A 19,295-nucleotide genomic window follows, 5' to 3' on the forward strand; every position below is an offset into this window, starting at 1 on the left:
TTGTGCAAAATCAATCTTATGGCACAGAAGCGCCACAGGCAAAATCAACAAATCGGTTCTGGGACAGCATTCGAACCGGATGGCGTCACTTCACTCGCTTCATGGTTCACGACCCAGCTTACTCCAGTCAGTGGAGCAATATTCGCGCCTATCGCTACGGGATGAGCACTCGCTTTTCACAGTATCTAGAAACGACGGAGGAGCAGCGACGGTGGCTAGAGAATGTTTATCGTCAGTCTTGAAGCGGGTAAGGCTGAGGGCTGAAGGCTAGTTGATGGGTATTAGGTTCTGGGTTTTGGGTATTAGGTGACAGGCGTGGAATCTTTACGACCTTTACAGCCCTTACTCCTTACGCCTCTCGCCTCACTCCTCACTTTTCAAGTGCTGAGAATAGTTGTCCAGTGGCTCGTGTACTCACGGTGCAGAGATGCGATCGCGGGCGGCCTCTTTATTGCCTGTTGCGGACACCAGATGACCGACTTTTCCTAAACCAAAAGCGGGCATACCGCTATAGACAGCCTCATATTCTCCGGCTCGAACTTTGTAGGTTTCGTGCCAAATGCCAACATCACCGCGACTTTTGTCGACTCGCTGGTTGAAATTGACCCAGGCTGGCCAATGTTCTTGGTTACGGTTACGGGCATAGGCTTCTAACTGCTCGAAAGACCGCCAGTATTGAACAATAACAGGGAATCCCATCGTATGTCCCAAGAAACCGCTATCCGGATCAGCCTGGAGTTCCCGAATCATGCGCGGCATAGCCAGAAAAGCGGGTAGCCACTTATGGGCTTTCCAGATTTTGTTAATCCGCAGCCCAATTAAAAAGACAACAAAATCACCTTCAATATCAACGGTCATTCGCTCTGGAATTACTCTGCTCATGATTCTTCAAGTGTGGGTACAAAATCTGAGTAATCGGTCTACATGGGCAATGGTGTGGGTAATGCAGTTCTATCCTAGCGAGTGTTTGATCTAGTTTGTTTAGAGTCAGGCCGATTCTAGACACAATGCGGCGGCAGTAAGATGCCTAATTCTGGATTTCAGGACAAGATGTGAATATTCCAGATCGATTAGCACATCAGACATGACTACTGCGCCCAAAACCCTTTCCTTTCAGCAACAGCTTGATCAATCTCGACTCACCCGCCCCATGTGGCTGCTGTGGATCCTGTCCGCAGGTCTGATTGCGCTCGATGGCTTTGACTTTTTTATCATTGGCGTCGCCATGCCTTTCATTGAGCGGGATTTCGGGATTAGTGCCGCCAATGTGGGTGCGATCGCAGTTGCCGCTATTGCCGGATCACTGGTGGGTTCCCTCACCCTCGGCCCGATTACTGACCGAGTGGGCCGCCAGCGGATGCTGGTGCTGGATATCGCACTGTTCGTCGTCGCATCTGCCGCGACAGCTCTAGCCTGGAATGTCACGTCCCTCGTGATTTTTCGGTTTCTAGTAGGCATAGCCATTGGAGCCGACTATCCGATTAGCGTCTCATACATTACCGAAAACGTGCCAACTCGTTTGCGAGGACGTATGGTAATTGGGGCATTCAGCTTCCAAGCGGTCGGCGCACTGCTAGGCGCACTGGTCGGATTAGCTGTAATTGCCAGTTTTCGATATTTTTATCCAGAGTCAGTCGAACCTGCGATCCAGTATGCCTGGCGCTGGATGCTAGGAGTGGGGCTAGGGCTAGCAATCTTGGTGGCAGCTCTGCGGCTTCAATTTTTATTGGAAAGTCCCCGCTACTACATCGCCAAGGGTGACTATGAGCAGGCATCTGCCGCCGCCTCTGAACTACTGGAGCAACCAATTGAGATTACGCCTACCACCGATCCGCCAGAACAAAATCCCAGTCTGTCTTATGGGTCACTATTTACCCAGCAGTATCAGCGGCGAACGATTCTCGCTTCCGTGCCCTGGTTCTTGCAGGACATCGCCACCTACGGCATCGGTATCTTTACCCCGGTGATTATCGGCATTTTGGCCTTTGCCAATGAAACCGACTTTATGCGGCACGAAATGAATGCAGCCCTGGGTGCGGCTGGAGTGGATGTATTTTTAATTCTGGGATTTCTACTTGCGATCGCACTGATTAACCGCTGGGGGCGAATTAATTTACAGATCATTGGCTTCTTGGGCATGGCGCTGGGCTTGATTTTGCTCTCGTTGGCAGGTGAGCCAACCAAAGGGGCTACAACAAACCTACCGCTAGTTTTCACGGGATTTATCCTATTCAATCTGTTGATGAATATGGGGCCAAACTCGACCACGTTTCTGCTGTCGGGAGAAGTGTTTCCCACTTCCATCCGAGCTAGCGGTGCCGGATTTGCCGCCGCCTTTGCCAAAGCGGGAGCGGTACTCGGTACGTTTGTCCTGCCGATTCTCAGACAGACGGTAGGACTGACAAACCTGCTACTTGTGCTCGCGTTCATCTGCATAGCTGCGGCAGTGATTACTTATCTATTCCGAGTTGAAACCGTTCAGCTCAGTGATACTCAAGCGAAGCCTGAACCTGAGTTAGCACTGTCAGCGACGACATCTAACGCAAACGCGTCAGAATAACGCAACAGAAAGCAAGATGTAAAATTGTATTGTAAATTTATGTTTCATACCGAGGACGTAATTATTCATGACCGCACAAGCGTCTGCGTCGATTTATGACACTTCGGCCACCCGTATTGATGGCACATCAGTGCCGCTCAGTACTTATAAGGACAAGGTTTTACTAATTGTTAATACTGCCAGTCAGTGTGGCTTTACGCCCCAATACAAAGGGCTCCAGTCGCTATACGAGCAATATGCCGATCAGGGATTGGTGATCCTAGGATTTCCCTGTAACCAATTTGGCAAGCAGGAACCGGGCAATGCAGACCAGATTCAGTCTTTCTGTGAAACTAATTTCGGAGTAACCTTTCCGCTTTTCCAGAAAATTGAGGTCAATGGCAACAATGCCCATCCGCTGTATCAGTATTTAACCAAAGCTGCACCCGGAATTTTCGGCACTCAGGGAATTAAGTGGAACTTCACTAAGTTTTTAGTTGATCGCAGTGGCAAAGTTGTTAAGCGCTATCCTCCAACGGCAAAACCGGAAGAGATCGCCAAAGATATTCAGCCATTGCTATAAGCGATCGCAACTTTTACTACAAGCAATGGTTTATTAACAAACAGCAATATTTTTTGTGTTGTGAAACTTGATCGTCACAGTACAAGAAATGTTACTCAAGCATCATCAGCAACAGCTACTAAGTATAGATAGCTGTTGCTTTTGTTTTGTTTTAGAGATCGCTGGATAAGTGTGCTAGATAGGTGTGCTAGATAAGTGCGATCGCACATCTGCCAAAGTGTAAAGCGAATTATTATTGGTACTGCTTTCCGGAAAGCAGCGCTCAGATTTTGTAGGTTAAAAAGACCTATTACTCCGCTAGCTCTACATCCAAGATGAGTCAATATACCTAACGCCTCAGATGATTTCCTCACAAGACATTACGAAATCCTTGTGTTTTCTCTAAATCTATGGATTGATTAGAATCGGCATCATCAGGATGCGCTTTTACTCGAAACCTTTAGGCAATCCAAAGATTAATTTTGTCCATCCAGAATATATTTTTCTCCCCTTTATAGTCAATTGACGGGGCAATTTTGCCGCCGCTTTGCCACTGCAACACAAAACAAATCACTTCTCCAACATCTCAATTCGCACCATGCACCATGCAATTTCTCACATCTTGCACCTTGCACTTTGACAACCGAAGAAATTATTATGCCACCGCGATGCGGCAGCATAATAACCCTTTTGGGTTTTAGCAAGATGTGAGGTTTTCTACACATTTAGTAACTTGAAAAGGAAATCAGTCATGAGCCAAGTTAGTCATCAGTGGCCTCAAAAAGTTCGGGAGATCCACAATCACCACTTTGATTCCACCGTCTGGAATGATTTTCAGTTTCGCAACGACGACATTATCATTGCCAGCTACGCTAAATCCGGCACCACCTGGCTACAGCAAATTGTGGCTCAGCTAATCTGGAGCGGTGCAGAAGACCTTAACGTATCAGACATGTCTCCCTGGCTGGATCTGCGTATCCCGCCCAAAGAGGTTAAGCTGCCTGCCGTAGAAGCTCAAACTCATCGCCGCTTCATCAAAACCCATTTACCTGTAGACGCGCTTGTCTTCTCGCCCCAGGCAAAGTATCTGTACATTGCACGGGATGGACGCGATGTTGTCTGGAGTCTATATAATCACCATGCCAAAGCCAACGCCGCTTGGTACGAAGCGGTCAACGAAACCCCTGGACGAGTTGGCCCACCGATTGGACATCCTCCTGCATCAGTCCTGCAATATTTCCGAGAGTGGCTAGATGGAGATGGCTATCCTTTCTGGTCAAACTGGGAAAATGTCAAATCCTGGTGGGACATTCGCCATTTACCCAACGTCAAGCTGGTGCACTATGCCGCACTAAAACGGGATATGGCTACGCAAATTCGGCAAATCGCTGAGTTTCTGGATATCGAAATTGAACCATCCCGATGGCCGCTGATTTTAGAACACTGTAGCTTTGACTATATGAAGCACCATGCGGTCAAAACCGTACCGCTGGAAGGAGCCTTCTGGGAAGGCGGTGCCCAGACGTTTATTCACAAAGGCACGAATGGACGCTGGAAAGATAGCTTGACGGAAGCAGATATCGCTAAATATGAAGAAACGGCACTACGTCGATTGGGGCCAGAATGTGCCCACTGGCTTGCTACAGGAGAAAGTAGACTGCCCGTCGCCGCCTCGCTGTAATTGGCTGATTTCAGAAAACGAGTGCTTCTCATGTGGAAAAAAGTTCTGGCTGGCTGTGGTGGTGTTGGTCTTTTGGCAGTATTACTGGGCGCGGGTGGCCTCTACTGGCTCACGCGACCTGCCAATATTGATTGGCGCAGCCGCAGCCGCGACGGCTTTTCCGACTTTCGCGCCGTTGACTGGTCAGGTAAAAATCTGGCGGGTGCCGATCTGTCCGGACTCATCTTTCGGGAAGCTTGGCTCAATCGCGCCAACTTGCGCAACGCCAATCTACGGGGAACAGACTTCAGTGGCGCAACTTACCTGGAAGAAGCTGATTTGCGGGGAGCGGACTTATCCGGGGCGCTGTTTCAAGCCACCATTGCAGAACAGGCGAATTTTACAGAAGCCGTTTTACAAGGGGTGAACTTTCAATATGCCAACCTCAGCGGCGCAAACCTCAGCAACGCCGACCTACAGGGCGCAGTGATGGAGAATACTAACCTGAGCGGCGCAAACTTGAGCGGTACCAACTTAGAAGGAGTCACCCTGGCCCATGCTGACCTGACGGGGGCTAACTTGAGCGACTGGCAGCATCCCCCCGTATCACTAGCCAAAGCTAATCTCACGCAGGCGATTTTGCCAGCGGAATCTACAGCGTTGGATAATGTCCGGCTTTGCAATACAATCTTGCCCTCTGGGGAGGTATCTCAACGAGATTGCTTTGTGCCGACTGTCGTGCTTGAAACCAGCTTTGAAAACCAAGACTGGCAAACCGCCGAAACCGAAACGAGTGCGCTTTTCAACGATGCCAAATATGACGCGAACTGGGAAGAAATCGCACTCGATCCCGTCTGTGCAGATCTGGAGCGTTTAGATACTTTATGGGCAAAGGCCAGTAACGGTCGATTTAGCTACGCCGTGCAGCGGCAGATTTGGGAAAGTCCTGCCGTCAATCAAGATTACGGCAAATTTGCGATCGCAGTTGGTTGGCAGCAAAACGGCGACTGGCTCAAGTTTGATGAATTGAACTTCAGTCCTGAGATTGTCTCAAACAGCACGATTCCGGTAGGTTACTTACCCTGGCATCGTTGGCAGGTACTGGAACCCACGGAAAAGGAACCGACGCGATTTCGGCGGGAGGGATTTGGCCGCTGGATGGCGAAATTAAAACAGTGCGGCATTTAAGTGGAATCGAATACGATATGCTGCAACAGAGTACTGTCGTTTTTCGGTTCACCATCCACTCGCATGATCGACCAAACGCTTTCACTGCCCGCTATGGGTTGCGGTACCTGGGCTTGGGGCAATCGGCTGCTCTGGAACTATGACCCCAGCATGGACAGCCAGCTTCAGCAGGTGTTTAACTACTGCGTTAGCCACGGGGGCACACTGTTTGATACCGGGGATTCCTACGGCACGGGCCGACTCAGCGGCCAGAGTGAAAAGCTACTGGGCCAGTTCAGCCACGCTTACGAGGGTGCGAATCAAGATCAAATTTGCATTGCCACTAAGCTGGCTCCCTATCCCTGGCGACTCACCTCCAGCGCAATGGTGCGAGCCTGTGAAGCGTCTGCTAAGCGATTGCAGCGACCCGTGGATTTGGTGCAGATGCACTGGTCAACCGCCAATTATTTTCCCTGGCAGGAATGGCCGTTACTGGATGGTTTGGCGGAACTGTATCAACAGGGCAAAGTGAAAGGCGTAGGCTTATCGAACTACGGTGGCCAGCGCCTGCGGAAAGTGCATCAGCATTTCCAGGAACGAGGTGTCCCGATTAAGACCTTGCAGGTGCAGTATTCGCTACTCTCCACTCAGCCTGTGACGGAGCTGGGCGTGAAGGAAGTCTGCGATGAGTTAGGCATCCAGATCATTGCCTACAGTCCGCTCTGTCTGGGCATTTTGACGGGTAAGTATCAGCCTGGCGATACCTATCCGAAGGGACTACGGCGACGCTTATTTAAACGACTGGTGCCAGCGGCACAGCCTGTGTTGAACTGTCTAGATGAAATTGCGCGATCGCGGCAGAAAACAATGGCTCAGGTAGCGCTCAACTGGTGCATTTACAAGGGAACGATGCCGATTCCGGGGGCCAAAACGCTGAAGCAGGCACAGCAAAATATGGGCGCACTGGGCTGGACGCTGGATGATGGTGAGGTAAGCGAGTTAGATAAGGCAGCAGCCAGTTTGAAAGAAACGATGGTGCAAAATCCGTTTCAGTCCAAATAGAATGGTCTAGAAACTAAACGTAGAAAAGATTTCCTGGCTTATCGACATCAAAATTGGCGTTGCGATCGCACATGGATCGTTATGGATCATTGCTGTACCGTAACAATCAGAGAAAACTATCCGGAAGATTCTCTTTTATCCGCGAAAAACTTGACCAGTTGATCGTCAGAGAAAACTCGTATGGATTGGATTTCAAGTCCAAATTTTCAGCAGTTTAACTTTGGAGAACGAGGCGTCGTTGCCCTCTTTCGGGGAGCTGGAGGGCTGCTCGGTTCTTCAAACTCGTCAGATAGCGATCGCACATCTGGAATTGATAGCTTAAACGAGCGGCTAACGAGTCAATTTCAGGATTATTTTTGGAGCAGTCAGGTCTTTGACTCCTATCGAGGCAACATCTTCGGCTTCACCGAAATCGGCAGCCAACAGGCTCACACCTGGATCAGCCAACTCGACACCATTGGCCGCATAGGCGGCATCGGCTACAGCGCAGGTGGCCTATCCGTTACGCGCTTTTCCAAACAGCAAGCTCCTGGAATCGTCGATTTACAAATTCAAATCGAATCGTTTGATCCGCTGACGGGCGATAGCTCAGAAGATGAAGTCTTACCTGCAAACGTGCTCAAGGGCATTAACTATTACCAGGAGCGCAACCGCTTCAACGTCTTTGCACCTGGCTTTGATCCGACCGATCTGCAAGGGGCAGAAACCGTTCAAGGCGCAGAAAATATCAATGTTGAAGACTTACTCGACGACCGCAGCATTACGCATCGCAATATTATTAATCAGCCTGAACTACAGGAGCAAATTGCTCAAGATGTCGAAACCTTCGTTTTGAACGATCTGCGCTTTGACCGACAGGGATTAATCAATCTGGAGGGAAATGCAGCATCAGTCAACAACCTGCTCCGACTGACATCTAGCACACCTGGCACAGGTGGACAAGCCACTCTAGCCAATGCGATTGAAATCAGTCCTGACTTTTCCTTTTCGACCCGCTTCGAGTTTCGCCTCACGCCAGAATTGCCCGATTCTGGCTTTGCGTTTGACATCCAATCATCGCTACCCACAACCCCATCCGCTAGCCTATCGCTGATCTTTGATCCGCTCCTATCGCCCAATCAGCCCACTAACGTTGTGAGGCTTCAGCGTTCCAGCTCAACCGTCGAGTGGCTCAGCCAAGTGAATACCACCTTGGACTTAGATAGTAGCAGTCCGCTAACGGCCTGGATTCACTACGATGGCCCGACTGATCAACTAGACGTTTTTCTGAGTAACACTTTGATCCAGCCTGCTACGCCCCTGCTGTCCTACGACGTTGATCTGTTTGCCACCGTTGGCTCAGAAGCAGTCTTTGAATTTCAAACCACAGCGGGACAAGCGGCAGCAGACATATTAAGCTGGCAGCTCACAACACTGGCACCGGGAGATGCGACCATTGACCCCACAGCAAATGTGACCGATTTCAATGGCGATGGAGTCATTGATCTACTGTGGCGCAATCAGGCTACGGGCCAAAACTGGATTTGGAACACCAATGGGCAAACTCGGACTTCCGGTCGTCAACTCAACTCTGTAAATGACCTAAATTGGACAATTGGCGGCATCGGGGATTTTGATCAGAATCGCGATCGCAATGATATTTTGTGGCGCAATCAAGAGACTGGTGAAAATGAAATTTGGCTGGTGACGAACAATCAAAAAATCGGCGAACTGCCCGTCAGCTCCTTCAATCCAGCTTGGGAAATTGAAGGAGTTGGTGATTTTGAGCATACGGGGCACGCGAATGACATCATCTGGCGCAATGCCGACACGGGCCAGGTTCTAGTTTGGATGATGAACGGCAATACCAAGGTGGGTGAAATTGATTTCGGCACAGTAGACACGACCTGGCAGAATGAAATACCCCGCCGCAAGCGGACGGGGTATCAGAATCAAAAAAGAGCAAGTTGATTATCCCGATGCAATTTGAGGTAATCTTTGCCTTGGGCTTGAACATATTTGGCGATCATTCCTTCATCCCCGTGGCGGCCTACTGTACTCGCAAAATATCCATCACTCCAAAACTCGCCTCCCCAAAGTTTCTGCTTCACTTGAGGGCATCGTTTGAAGACTTCTCGTGCAGTTAAACTTTTCAGCATCGTTACCAGTTTGGTCACACTATAGGTCGGCACGGACTGCACTAGAAAATGGACATGGTCTTTGTCCACTCCAATTTCGACAAACTTCACCTCGTAGCGTTTCTCGATTTCGAGGCAGACCTCTCGCAGAACCGCATCTACTTGCTCATCAAACACAACCCGTCGATACTTTGCTGGAAACACTAAGTGGTATAGCAAAACTGTTACGTTATGACTCTTGTGGATGTACTCACTCATTCTTAGATCTTACGCCGCAGAGCGGCGGGGAATGGACCCAAGAGATTCAAGCCGCTGGCAACTTTGGCTCCAGTGGCTATGCTGATGATTTTGTCTGGCAAAACCAGGCAGATGGCCGAATCGTGATTTGGCAAACAAATGGTTTATTTAAGACCGCGCAAAAACGAATTGGCACAGTTGCGACAAATTGGGCCGTCAAAGGCGTGAGCGATTTTGATCGGGATGGTCAAATCGATGATTTGCTATTTCGCGATCGCACATCTGGCACAATGACCACGTGGTACATGGAAGATCTCAGCCGAGTGGGAACACAAGCCTTTTCACCTGCCGTTTCTGATCTAAATTGGGATGTCATAATCTAAAGGTGAAATGTGCGATCGCAACGCAAACCACAACATCAATCCCACCAAGCTAAACGACAAGTAACCATCCGCAAATTTCCAACATGCCTACTGGTATACAGGATGCACGGGCTTGAAAGTTCATCGCAAACCAAACTGCAACATCAATCCCGCCGAGCTAAGCGACACGAAAGTAATCATCCGCAAATTTCCAGCGTGCGGTACTGGCATACAGGATGCACGGGCTTAGATGATCCGATAAACATATCACTAATATTCATGGGCAGTATGCCTAACATGCTCTTTCAGCAGCGCAAGACTACCTTTTGGAATTGCCCAACACTTTCGCCTATGCGTCCGCTGAAAGAGCATGTTAGGCACGAATATGGAATGCCGAGTGCCGAAAACCCGGAGCATCCGTTGCACACAACTATTAGGGATAGCCTGACAATAGCCAAAGAAACGTGTCATGTGTCCTCAGCTATTTTTGTACTTGGATCAGTTACGGCACGGGTAAAGCCTTCACCAAAGACTGTAAGTCTCCACCGACCATCTTCTTCTTGAACGATCAATCCCAAATTGCTTAGATGGGCATGATTAAACGTTTTTGGATCAGTGCTTGATAATAGTGAAAATCCGGCTATTTTGAGTGACGAGATCATAGTCTGCTTAAATAATTCAGTATATTTGTTTGGCTTTGTTTCAGCGATTTGGACGAGTAGCTGGGCATCTTCAGAGCTGAGTCGAGCTAAAACGCGTCCAATTTCTGGATGAACCACACTGCCAACCATCTCGTTGGCAAGTAGATTAGACCAGAGTTCCCGAATGCCACTATCTGCTTCAGTTGCCGACTGCTCAATTACTTGAAGCAAAATTTGTGGCCTTGGTTGAGTATTGTTTAGGCCACTTGCCTGAGCTTTTCTCTGAGCAGATGCTACGGCTTCAGCAGCTAAAACCTTTTCAACCTCAATCAATCGATCGAACTTGGCTGCAATTAATCTACCTAATCCCCCAGTAGTTTGTGTAATCGGTGCAACCGCAGACTCGACAATACTACATGCTGTGCCAACTAACAGATTCCATGACTCTGGAGGAATTGCCTCAATCGCTCGACCTACTCCAACAAGATCTATGGATTTATCTTCACTCATTTCTACATTTTTATTATCAATAACTCTGAAATTAGATGCCTAAATAGGGGTAAATTCGACGTCAGATCTGATGGATAACACCCCTACATTCCGCAGTTATACGTCAGTTCTGCTGGACAACACTTCATTTTTTAGGAATTATAGCGGTGTGCAGATTGATTAAGCACAGTAGCACCCGTGGGTGAACCAGTGACGCACATCTTCTAAGGTGATCAGAGAAAGCCCCTGAGCGATCGCCTCATGCAAGGCTTGCGGAGTTCGTGCCTCAACGGCTCTCAAATACCCTTTCAACTTTGACCACAGGTTTTCAATCGGATTGAAATCTGGGGAATAAGGAGCCAGATAAATCACTCGTGCCCCCACGGCCTCAATGGCTTGCCTGACGCCGTCCACTTTATGGGCAGGCAAATTATCCATCACCACGACCGCTCCCGGCCATAGGAGTGGACAGAGAAGCGTTTCGATGAACCACAAAAACACATCGCCTGTCGTGCCACCCGTAAAGCTGAGGCCCTCAAGGAACCCAGCCTTGAGGCTCATGGCACCGAGGATCGTGAGGTTTTTGCCACGGCCTTTCGGTTGCTGGGCATAGGCCCGTTGACCTCGTTGAGCGCGCGCATACAGCAACACCATGGCCAAGTTAACTCCCGTTTCGTCAAGAAACACCAAATCTTCGACGGCTACATTCCGAATGCTTTGCCAGTAGTCATAGCGTTGCTGCTGTTTTGCTTCGCTATAGACCTCACTGGCCTTGAGACTTTTTTTTTCGCGTGATGCCCAGTTTGCTGAGGGTGCGACTGATGGTGCTACCGCTCACCTGGATGCCGGTTCGGGCGGCTAAGCGCTCAGCCAGTTGGGCCAACGTGGCATCATTATCCGCTTCTACTAGCTCCCGTAACACCTCATGGTGACTGGCTTGAAGCGTGGGTTGAGGACCGCCGACATAGGGTTTGGGGGCGATGCTTCCGGTAGCTCGATACTGTTTCACAAGCAGACGGACGCTATCTTGACTCACTTGAAAGCGCTTGGCTAATTGTCGAATGGATCCTTCACCTTGCTCGTAAAGGGTGACGATACGGTGACGTAAATCAGCGGAGTGGGGACGCATAGGCATGACCAAAGCAGTACAAACGAGCGTACTGCATAATTTTGCAAACCGCTATAACGCTCTTCAATGACTCTAGGCAGAGGAAATATTTTGTAGGATTGTAGTTGGAACTCCCCGAAATTGATTCATGAGCCGGATGAGCATCTGAAAACCTCGCGCCAGTTCGGGAATCGGAAACACGTCCAGCCAAGGTTGTAAACGATTTGAACTCACCCAAGGCAAGAGAATTAACCGTAGGTTATTGAGCCAGTTCTTCCATCCGTTGCCCATATTCCAATCTGAATGCTGCGTGAACGAAGACACCACAATCGAGTCATCCTGTTCCGGTGGAATCGCCCCCTGAGGACGCATCGGGGGGGTGTTTAAGGTGACCATCAAATAGGCACTCATCACGACTTCCCACCACTTTTCAATTACAGCATAGTCGGTGACGCGAAAGTCCGCCCAGCCCAGTTCATTTTTGCTTTGCTTGAGACCATATTCCACCCAATTTCTTAGACCATAGAGGTCTCCAACCTGGTGGTAAGAAATGTCCTTAACCCACGTCATCACCATCCAGGTTGACGCGCTAGGTAACGTTTGTGGATCCGTTGTCAATTCCCAGTAGCGCTGGGAACGACGTTGGCCATAAATAATCTCTCGAATGAAGCGAGTTTCACAACGACCATCACTCAATGTTCGCTGATACTGACGCCAGCGATTGCTTCTGACCCGTTGCTCTTTGGGCAAGAGCACCGCATGGTTTGAGCGAATAGCCAACACATACGGGAGCTCTAATTGATGTAATGTCCGCACAAAGCTGCTGCCGCTTTCTCCATAGGCACTATCGGCCAAAACAAGTTCAAACTGAAATCCCAATTCACAGAGTTCTTGAACCATTGCTGCCGCAATTTCGGGTTTGGTGTGATGAGAGTCTCCTGCTTTTAATCGCTCTTTCGGCTTGTAAATTCTAAAACTTAACGGGAAGGTCAAATTGTCAATTACCCCATAAGCATCCACCGAAACAATGCCGTTTTCGATCTTACCTAAGTTGCCGATGTACTGTCGTTTCACATAGTCGGTGGTCTGTCCCTTTTTGCGGTCGCCCGTTTCATCAATGACTAGGATCAATTTTTGTCCCCCTAAGAGACCTAAAATCAGCTCAATGCGTCGTTGCCTGAGGTCTTTAGCCTGCCAAGGTGAGCTGACTAAAAACTGTTGTAATGACTGAGCATTGGGTAGTCCTGTAACCTTAGCAATGGTTGGTAGCGACTTACGCTTGACTTCCGATATCATCCCGACATGCAGATGCTTAAAGGCTTCAAAGCTTCTGACTTCTGCAAACAAGTCTTGGTAATAGTCACAATATTCATCGATGAACCGGACGGTTGGCTTGGCTTGTCGGGGAGCTACCATTGATTCTCTCTACCATTCAGCCCTTTTACTCTAATTTATCTCTGCCTAGAGTCATTGAAGAGCGTTAATTAGAAAATTCACTGTCTAACTCCCCATTTTCCGGGTGTTATCCGTCAAATGTGATGGTTAATCCTGGAGATACAGGGTGTTATCAATCAAAAATGCTGGATAACATCCCTTATACCGACGTTATCCAGCACCAACCACCAGGCCAGAATCCCAACCTCTGTAACTGCTTGGCTTATTGTTTGGGAATAAATCGTCCAGGGCCAGAGGTTCGCATAATTTCCTTGGTGAGATAGCCGGAGGTTTGAATAATGCTGGCGATGCAGCCTGTCCAGCCCGTTTGGTGGCTTGCGCCGATGCCTGCACCGTTGTCGCCGTGGAAATACTCGTAGAACAGAATCAGATCTTGCCAGTGCGGGTCGGTTTGAAACTTCTCCGTTGCGCCATAGACAGCTCGTTTACCGGCTTGATCTTTCGCGAAAATCCCGATTAAGCGATTGGCAATTTCAGCCGCAGCATCAAAGAGCGTAACGTAGTTGCCCGATCCAGTGGGGCATTCCACCTTAAAATCATCGCCGTAGTAGCCGTAGAGCTGAAGGAGCGATCGCAACAGCAGCAAGTTCACGGGCATCCAAATGGGGCCGCGCCAGTTGGAGTTGCCGCCAAACATAGCGGTATTGGAATCACCCGGTAAATACTCCACCCGATAGGCTTGCCGCCCTTGATAAAACACGTAGGGATGACCTTTGTGATATTTGGATAAGGAACGAATGCCATAGTCGCTCAGGAACTCAGTTTCATCCAGCAGATAGGCCAGAATGCGGCGCAGCTTCGCTTCGTTGACAACTGCCAGCATCCGTCGTCCCTGCCAACCGGGTTCTGTGGGCAAGTGCAACCCGTGGGTCAGTTCGGGATAGCGAGTGAGGAAAAACTGCACCCGTTCTCGAAACATGGGCAGCGTCGCAAACGCTTCCGGCGGGAAAACGGCCACGGCCATTAGGGTTAACAGACCCACCATTGAGCGCACCTTGAGCCGCGTGGCACTACCATCAGGAAAACGCAGCACGTCATAGAAAAAGCCATCAGCTTCATCCCAGAGTTCATCTTGATGCTCGCCAATCCGATCCATTGCACCTGCAATCCACATGGTGTGTTCAAAAAACTTGATCGCCATGTCTTCATAGAGCGGATCGTACAGCGCCAGTTCAATCGCAATTTGCAGCATCCGCTGACTGAAGAACGCCATCCAGGCCGTACCGTCTGCCTGTTCCAGATAGCCACCTGTGGGCAGCGGCGAACTGCGATCGAACACACCAATATTGTCCAGGCCCAGAAAGCCACCTTCAAACACATTATTGCCGCCCGTATCTTTGCGGTTCACCCACCAGGTAAAGTTAATCAGCAGCTTGGAGAAAGCGTACTTCAGAAACTCAACATCCCCCACACCGTTGTTGCAGGTTTTCTCGTGAACGTAGGTTTCCCAAATGGCCCAGGCGTGGACGGGTGGATTCACGTCACTGAAATTCCACTCATAGGCTGGAATTTGGCCGTTGGGATGCAGATAGTTTTCTTGCAGCATCAGCGTGAGCTGCTTTTTAGCAAAATCCAGGTCAATCAGGCCAATCGGCAGCATGTGAAACGCCAGATCCCAAGCTGCATACCAGGGATATTCCCACTTATCGGGCATTGAAATCACGTCGTCGTTGAGCATGTGATACCAACTGCTGTTGCGTACCTGGCTTTTCTGCGCTGCGCCCATCCAGGGCGAAACACCGTGTTCCTCTAGCCACTGATCAACGTCATAGTAGAAGTATTGCTTCGTCCACATCATGCCCGCCAGCGCTTGCCGAAAAATATTGGTGCGATCGCAGTTGGCTTTCACTGCGGCAGGCGTAATCGAATCATAGAACTCATCCGTTTCTTTCTTTCGGATCGAAAAGATTGAATCGAAATCATTAAACGGATTTTGGATATCTAAATTAGCCGCTGACAGTCTTAAGTGAACCACTTCCGTGGCTCCCGGCTGAACCGTGAGAGTATAGTGGGCAGAGACTTTGGTGCCGATCGCTTTCAGGTTAACAACCTCTGGCTGGCCGTTCACAATGTAATCATTAATGCCGTCTTTCACATGGGAACCGTCATTTTCTGATCCAAACAGCCGTTTATTATTCGTTTCGTTGTCAGTAAAGAGTAACGGAACCACGCGATCGCAGTGCAGCACATAGTCACCCAGGTAAGTCTTGAGCAACTCATCCGTCAGGTAAGCGTGAACAGCGCTATACCCCTTGCCCTCCATCTTTTGCAGAACAGGTTTTGAGCCACCCTGTGCCCAAGACCAGGTATTGCGAAACCACAGTGTCGGCAACAGATGAATCGGTGCGGCTTCCGGCCCACGATTGGCGATGGAAATTTGAATCAGGATATCCTCTGGATCGCGCTTGGCGTATTCCACAAACACATCAAAATAGCGATCGTCATCAAAAATGCCCGTATCCAGCAGCTCATACTCCAGTTCATTCCGGCTGCGGTGGGCGTTGGTCTGGACTAAATCATCGTACGGAAACGCCTGCTGGGGATACTTATAGAGATATTTCATGTAGGCATGGGTGGGGGAGCTATCCAAATAAAAGTAATACTCCTTCACGTCTTCCCCGTGATTCCCTTCGCTGTTGGTCAGGCCAAACAGCCGCTCTTTCAAAATCGGGTCATTGCCATTCCAAAGTGCGATCGCAAAACAGAGCAGTTGATGATCGTCACTGATGCCACCTAAACCATCTTCGCCCCAGTGATAGGCGCGAGAGCGAGCATGATCGTGGGGAAAGTAGCTCCAGGCATCACCGTTATCGCTGTAGTCTTCGCGCACAGTCCCCCACTGCCGCTCACTCAGATAAGGCCCCCACTTTTTCCAGAGCTGCTGATTCGCTTTGGTAGCCTGCAACCGTTGCCGTTCTGCATTCATAAACGCTCTTCCTTTTGTTGAATAGCTAACACGAAGTCCGGGGAAACCCAATAATTTATTGATTATGAAAGCTTGGCTAGGTCAAGCTTTCATAACCAATAAACCGTCAAATTCTTATACACAGGCTTGGTATAGATTCGTTAGCCAAAGTGAACGGAACAACTCATCTAGCGTTTCATCAACGGGTTTAAGCGCAGATTAAAGGATAAAAAGGTGTTGAGTGCTGAGTAAGACCAGATTTTACCCATTCTATTCAGGATTTGCAATTGCTCTCACCCGCCGCACCGGAATCTCAATCACAAATTCGCTGCCTTCTCCAACCACAGACGAGCAGGTTAGTCGTCCCCCATGCTTATCGACCACTACCTGATAGCTAATCGACATGCCCAGTCCCGTTCCTTTGCCTACAGGCTTAGTGGTGAAGAACGGATCAAAAATGCGCGGCAGCACATAGTCTGGAATACCTGGCCCGTTGTCACGAATCGCAATACGAATGGCAGCTTGATCCGCTGTCACCTGCGTCGTGATCCAAAGTTGGCTGGGACTGTCGGTCATTTCCTCTAAACTGCGGTTGCGATCGCGCTCTTCCAGCGCATCGATCGCGTTAACCAGAATATTCATGAACACCTGATTGAGCTGTCCGGCATAGCATTCCACATCGGGCAGCGCGCCATAGTGTTTATGAACCGCAATCTCTGGCCGATCGGATTTGGCCTTCAGTCGGTTATGTAAAATCATCAGCGTGCTATCGATGCCAGCATGAATATCGACATCTTTGACTTCCGCTTCGTCTAACCGGGAGAACGTACGCAGCGACGCGACGATATCGCGAATCCGATCGGCTCCAACCTGCATAGAGCTGAGCAGATTGGGCAAGTCTTCTAGCAAAAATTCTAAATCAACCGCTTCAATCAGATCTTCGACTTCGGCATGGGGGCTGGGATAATGGAATTGATAGGCTTGGATAATGTCAATTAAATCTTGAATATAGGCACGCGCATGGCCCACATTGCCATGAATAAAATTGACTGGGTTATTAATTTCGTGGGCAATCCCCGCCACCAGTTGACCCAGACTCGACATTTTTTCAGTTTGCACCAGTTGCGCCTGGGTACGCCGCAGTTCTCTAACTAGATGCTCTAGCTCCTCCGCTTTTTGCCGCAGTTCCGCCTCCGATCGCTGCAGCGCTTCTTGAGCCTCAATTCGCTCAGTTACATCTTGAAACGTGCCCAAAATGCCAATCACATTGCCGTCTTGATCATGTAGCGGAATTTTGTTCGTTTCTGACCAGCGCTGGCGACCATCTTCATGGTGCTGCTGCGGCTCAATCACGTTATAGATGGGCTGATCACTAGTCATCACTCGCCGATCCAGTTCGATATACCAATCAGCTTCTGCTTGGGAAAACGGCAGGTCATAATCAGTTTTTCCGAAGATGTGCTCTGGCTCACCAACTCCCGTTAATTGGGCAAAGCGACGATTGCAGCCCAGATATACCGAATCTTTGCTCTTCCAAAATGTGTACTGCGGCATGGCATCCAGCACCAGTTCCAGCAGTTGCTTACTTTCATGCAGATCTTCTTCAATTTGCTTACGGGCCGTGATGTCTTCAAATGTCCCCAAAAGACCCATGACCTGACCGTCAGCATCAAACAGCGGGATTTTATTCGTATCACACCAAATCTGCTTACCGTCAGATTGCTGCTGAGATTCCAGTAGGTGATACTGCGCCTGTCCGGAATCCATCACCTGTTGATCATTACTGCGGTAAAACTCGGCTTCCTCAGGCGTCCAGGGCAAGTCGCTATCCGTTAGACCAATAATGTTACGAGGATGAGCCAAGCCAGCCGCTTGAGCAAAATTGCGGTTGCAGCCCAAGTAAACTGAGCGGCGATCTTTCCAGAAAATTGCCTGGGGAATATTGTCGATCACATGACGCAGCAGTTGCCGAGACTCCAGAAGCTGCTCTTCAGCTTGTTTGCGATCGCTAACATCCCGCGAGACACCGACCGTCATTGTCACAGACCCATCCCGATCGCGGATGGGCGCTTTAATGGTATTGAATAGCCGCACCTCACCATCGTGTCGAGTGACAGGTTCTTCCACTTCTAGTCGCTTGCCGGTCATGAATACATGGGCATCGTCTTTAACATACTGCTGCGTATAGTCGGGTTCGTTAAATGGTGCGTCAATTAATCCCTGTAGCTCCTCGTTGCTCATGCCGTAATAATCACGAAAGGCTTGATTGGCCCAGACAATTTTGGACTTTTCACCTTTGACTAGCACCAAATCAGCAATCGCATCCAGAATCTGCCGGAAGCTTGCTTCACTTGCCTGTAGTGCTGCCTCAGCTTGTTTGCGATCGCGGATATCCCGACAAACGGCTTGAAAAATGGTCGTGTTCGCATCTAGCGTAACAGCGGTTAGCGTAATCTCGACGGGTAATACCTCACCATCCGCCTGTTCATACCACCACTCAAAGCGATGATGTCCCGTCTGCGCTGCAATATTGATCATCAGCAAAGCCTGCTCTCTGGAGTCATGACCGCTAGGTTGCTGCGTGGGTGAAAGCTGCCAGAAGGTTTGCTGAAGTAACTCCGCTCGCTCTGCATATCCCAACAAATCAACCGCCGCCTGATTGCAGAACACGAGTCGCTGATCATGCCAAAGTAGCGTGGCATCGGCAGACTGCTCAAGTAGCTGCCAAAACAAATGCGTTTGCTGAGCAAGCAGCGCCGGAGTGCGATCGCAAGCTGGATCAACAGCAAAGAGTTGAGGAATAGAATGAGAAATCATGATCTGCTTCAACAATCAGGGAACAGGCAAAACAGGGAATACACAACGTTACGTCATTTGACAGACTGACCGTGCCAACATTAAGCCTCAATGAAGGAACGACCGTCAGTACCCAATAACCACGGATTTGTATCTTCAGAGTTCCCTAGTCTGCTTTAAAAAGCATCGGTAGAA

General features: G+C 49.4%; 15 protein-coding genes and 1 pseudogene. 8 read left to right on the forward strand and 8 right to left on the reverse strand.

Features of this window, described 5'->3' with window-relative positions; translation table 11 throughout:
* Nucleotides 1-2 precede the first annotated feature (2 nt).
* The gene (locus tag AC286M_RS02795) at nt 3-242 is read left to right on the forward strand and encodes a hypothetical protein (RefSeq protein WP_488202932.1); all 240 of its coding nucleotides are present in this window, start codon (nt 3-5) and stop codon (nt 240-242) included.
* Nucleotides 243-414: 172 nt separating this feature from the next.
* On the opposite strand, the gene AC286M_RS02800 is transcribed toward AC286M_RS02795, so the two are convergent.
* Nucleotides 415-882 (reverse strand): DUF4188 domain-containing protein, encoded by a 468-nt coding sequence (locus AC286M_RS02800; RefSeq protein ID WP_488202933.1) that lies wholly within the window; start codon nt 880-882, stop codon nt 415-417.
* A gap of 202 nt (nt 883-1,084) precedes the next feature.
* On the opposite strand from AC286M_RS02800, the gene AC286M_RS02805 reads away from it, so the two are divergent.
* The 6 genes from AC286M_RS02805 (at nt 1,085) to AC286M_RS02830 (ending at nt 8,940) form a co-directional block, all read left to right on the forward strand.
* The gene (locus AC286M_RS02805) at nt 1,085-2,560 is read left to right on the forward strand and encodes an MFS transporter (RefSeq protein WP_488202934.1); all 1,476 of its coding nucleotides are present in this window, start codon (nt 1,085-1,087) and stop codon (nt 2,558-2,560) included.
* Nucleotides 2,561-2,627: 67 nt separating this feature from the next.
* Complete coding sequence (locus tag AC286M_RS02810; RefSeq protein WP_488202935.1) at nt 2,628-3,122, forward strand: glutathione peroxidase; 495 nt, start codon at nt 2,628-2,630, stop codon at nt 3,120-3,122.
* 730 nt (nt 3,123-3,852) lie between these two features.
* On the forward strand, nt 3,853-4,782 hold the full coding sequence (locus AC286M_RS02815; RefSeq protein WP_488202936.1) for a sulfotransferase domain-containing protein: 930 nt from the start codon (nt 3,853-3,855) through the stop codon (nt 4,780-4,782).
* 30 nt (nt 4,783-4,812) lie between these two features.
* On the forward strand, nt 4,813-5,949 hold the full coding sequence (locus AC286M_RS02820; protein ID WP_488202937.1) for a pentapeptide repeat-containing protein: 1,137 nt from the start codon (nt 4,813-4,815) through the stop codon (nt 5,947-5,949).
* Between the two features lie 63 nt (nt 5,950-6,012).
* A complete protein-coding gene (locus AC286M_RS02825; protein ID WP_488202938.1) occupies nt 6,013-6,990 on the forward strand; it encodes an aldo/keto reductase in 978 nt (325 codons plus the stop codon).
* 180 nt (nt 6,991-7,170) lie between these two features.
* A complete protein-coding gene (locus AC286M_RS02830) occupies nt 7,171-8,940 on the forward strand; it encodes a hypothetical protein (RefSeq protein ID WP_488202939.1) in 1,770 nt (589 codons plus the stop codon).
* Here the strand turns inward: AC286M_RS02830 and tnpA are convergent.
* Nucleotides 8,922-9,365, reverse strand: coding sequence for an IS200/IS605 family transposase (gene tnpA, locus AC286M_RS02835; protein WP_488202591.1), 444 nt, complete (start codon nt 9,363-9,365; stop codon nt 8,922-8,924). The genes AC286M_RS02830 and tnpA overlap by 19 nt on opposite strands.
* On the opposite strand from tnpA, the gene AC286M_RS02840 reads away from it, so the two are divergent.
* Nucleotides 9,299-9,727 (forward strand): hypothetical protein, encoded by a 429-nt coding sequence (locus AC286M_RS02840; RefSeq protein ID WP_488203614.1) that lies wholly within the window; start codon nt 9,299-9,301, stop codon nt 9,725-9,727. The genes tnpA and AC286M_RS02840 overlap by 67 nt on opposite strands.
* Nucleotides 9,728-10,173: 446 nt before the next feature.
* Here AC286M_RS02840 and AC286M_RS02845 read toward each other — a convergent pair whose 3' ends face one another.
* The 6 genes and pseudogenes from AC286M_RS02845 to AC286M_RS02870 all read right to left on the reverse strand — a co-directional run bounded on the left by AC286M_RS02845 (nt 10,174) and on the right by AC286M_RS02870 (nt 19,121).
* A complete protein-coding gene (locus AC286M_RS02845; RefSeq protein ID WP_488202940.1) occupies nt 10,174-10,857 on the reverse strand; it encodes an Abi-alpha family protein in 684 nt (227 codons plus the stop codon).
* Nucleotides 10,858-11,016: 159 nt separating this feature from the next.
* Nucleotides 11,017-11,577, reverse strand: a pseudogene (locus AC286M_RS02850) (IS630 family transposase); the annotation flags it as partial.
* Between the two features lie 22 nt (nt 11,578-11,599).
* Nucleotides 11,600-11,971: a helix-turn-helix domain-containing protein gene (locus AC286M_RS02855; protein ID WP_488202941.1), complete on the reverse strand. Its 372-nt coding sequence runs from the start codon at nt 11,969-11,971 to the stop codon at nt 11,600-11,602.
* A gap of 66 nt (nt 11,972-12,037) precedes the next feature.
* On the reverse strand, nt 12,038-13,360 hold the full coding sequence (locus AC286M_RS02860) for an IS701 family transposase (RefSeq protein WP_488202758.1): 1,323 nt from the start codon (nt 13,358-13,360) through the stop codon (nt 12,038-12,040).
* A 241-nt stretch (nt 13,361-13,601) separates the two neighbouring features.
* The gene (locus AC286M_RS02865) at nt 13,602-16,325 is read right to left on the reverse strand and encodes an MGH1-like glycoside hydrolase domain-containing protein (protein WP_488202942.1); all 2,724 of its coding nucleotides are present in this window, start codon (nt 16,323-16,325) and stop codon (nt 13,602-13,604) included.
* Nucleotides 16,326-16,574: 249 nt separating this feature from the next.
* Entirely contained in the window at nt 16,575-19,121 is a 2,547-nt protein-coding gene (locus tag AC286M_RS02870) for a PAS domain-containing protein (protein WP_488202943.1), read from the reverse strand.
* Between the last annotated feature and the right edge of the window lie 174 nt (nt 19,122-19,295).

This window comes from Thainema salinarum CENA647 (assembly GCF_057732415.1).

What these genes read in the sequence shown, in the direction of transcription:
- AC286M_RS02800 (WP_488202933.1), bottom strand. Translation starts at nt 882, where the DNA reads ATGAGCAGAGTAATTCCAGAGCGAATGACCGTTGATATTGAAGGTGAT.
- AC286M_RS02805 (WP_488202934.1), top strand. Translation starts at nt 1,085, where the DNA reads ATGACTACTGCGCCCAAAACCCTTTCCTTTCAGCAACAGCTTGATCAA.
- AC286M_RS02810 (WP_488202935.1), top strand. Translation starts at nt 2,628, where the DNA reads ATGACCGCACAAGCGTCTGCGTCGATTTATGACACTTCGGCCACCCGT.
- AC286M_RS02815 (WP_488202936.1), top strand. Translation starts at nt 3,853, where the DNA reads ATGAGCCAAGTTAGTCATCAGTGGCCTCAAAAAGTTCGGGAGATCCAC.
- AC286M_RS02820 (WP_488202937.1), top strand. Translation starts at nt 4,813, where the DNA reads ATGTGGAAAAAAGTTCTGGCTGGCTGTGGTGGTGTTGGTCTTTTGGCA.
- AC286M_RS02825 (WP_488202938.1), top strand. Translation starts at nt 6,013, where the DNA reads ATGATCGACCAAACGCTTTCACTGCCCGCTATGGGTTGCGGTACCTGG.
- AC286M_RS02830 (WP_488202939.1), top strand. Translation starts at nt 7,171, where the DNA reads ATGGATTGGATTTCAAGTCCAAATTTTCAGCAGTTTAACTTTGGAGAA.
- tnpA (WP_488202591.1), bottom strand. Translation starts at nt 9,365, where the DNA reads ATGAGTGAGTACATCCACAAGAGTCATAACGTAACAGTTTTGCTATAC.
- AC286M_RS02845 (WP_488202940.1), bottom strand. Translation starts at nt 10,857, where the DNA reads ATGAGTGAAGATAAATCCATAGATCTTGTTGGAGTAGGTCGAGCGATT.
- AC286M_RS02855 (WP_488202941.1), bottom strand. Translation starts at nt 11,971, where the DNA reads ATGCCTATGCGTCCCCACTCCGCTGATTTACGTCACCGTATCGTCACC.
- AC286M_RS02860 (WP_488202758.1), bottom strand. Translation starts at nt 13,360, where the DNA reads ATGGTAGCTCCCCGACAAGCCAAGCCAACCGTCCGGTTCATCGATGAA.
- AC286M_RS02865 (WP_488202942.1), bottom strand. Translation starts at nt 16,325, where the DNA reads ATGAATGCAGAACGGCAACGGTTGCAGGCTACCAAAGCGAATCAGCAG.
- AC286M_RS02870 (WP_488202943.1), bottom strand. Translation starts at nt 19,121, where the DNA reads ATGATTTCTCATTCTATTCCTCAACTCTTTGCTGTTGATCCAGCTTGC.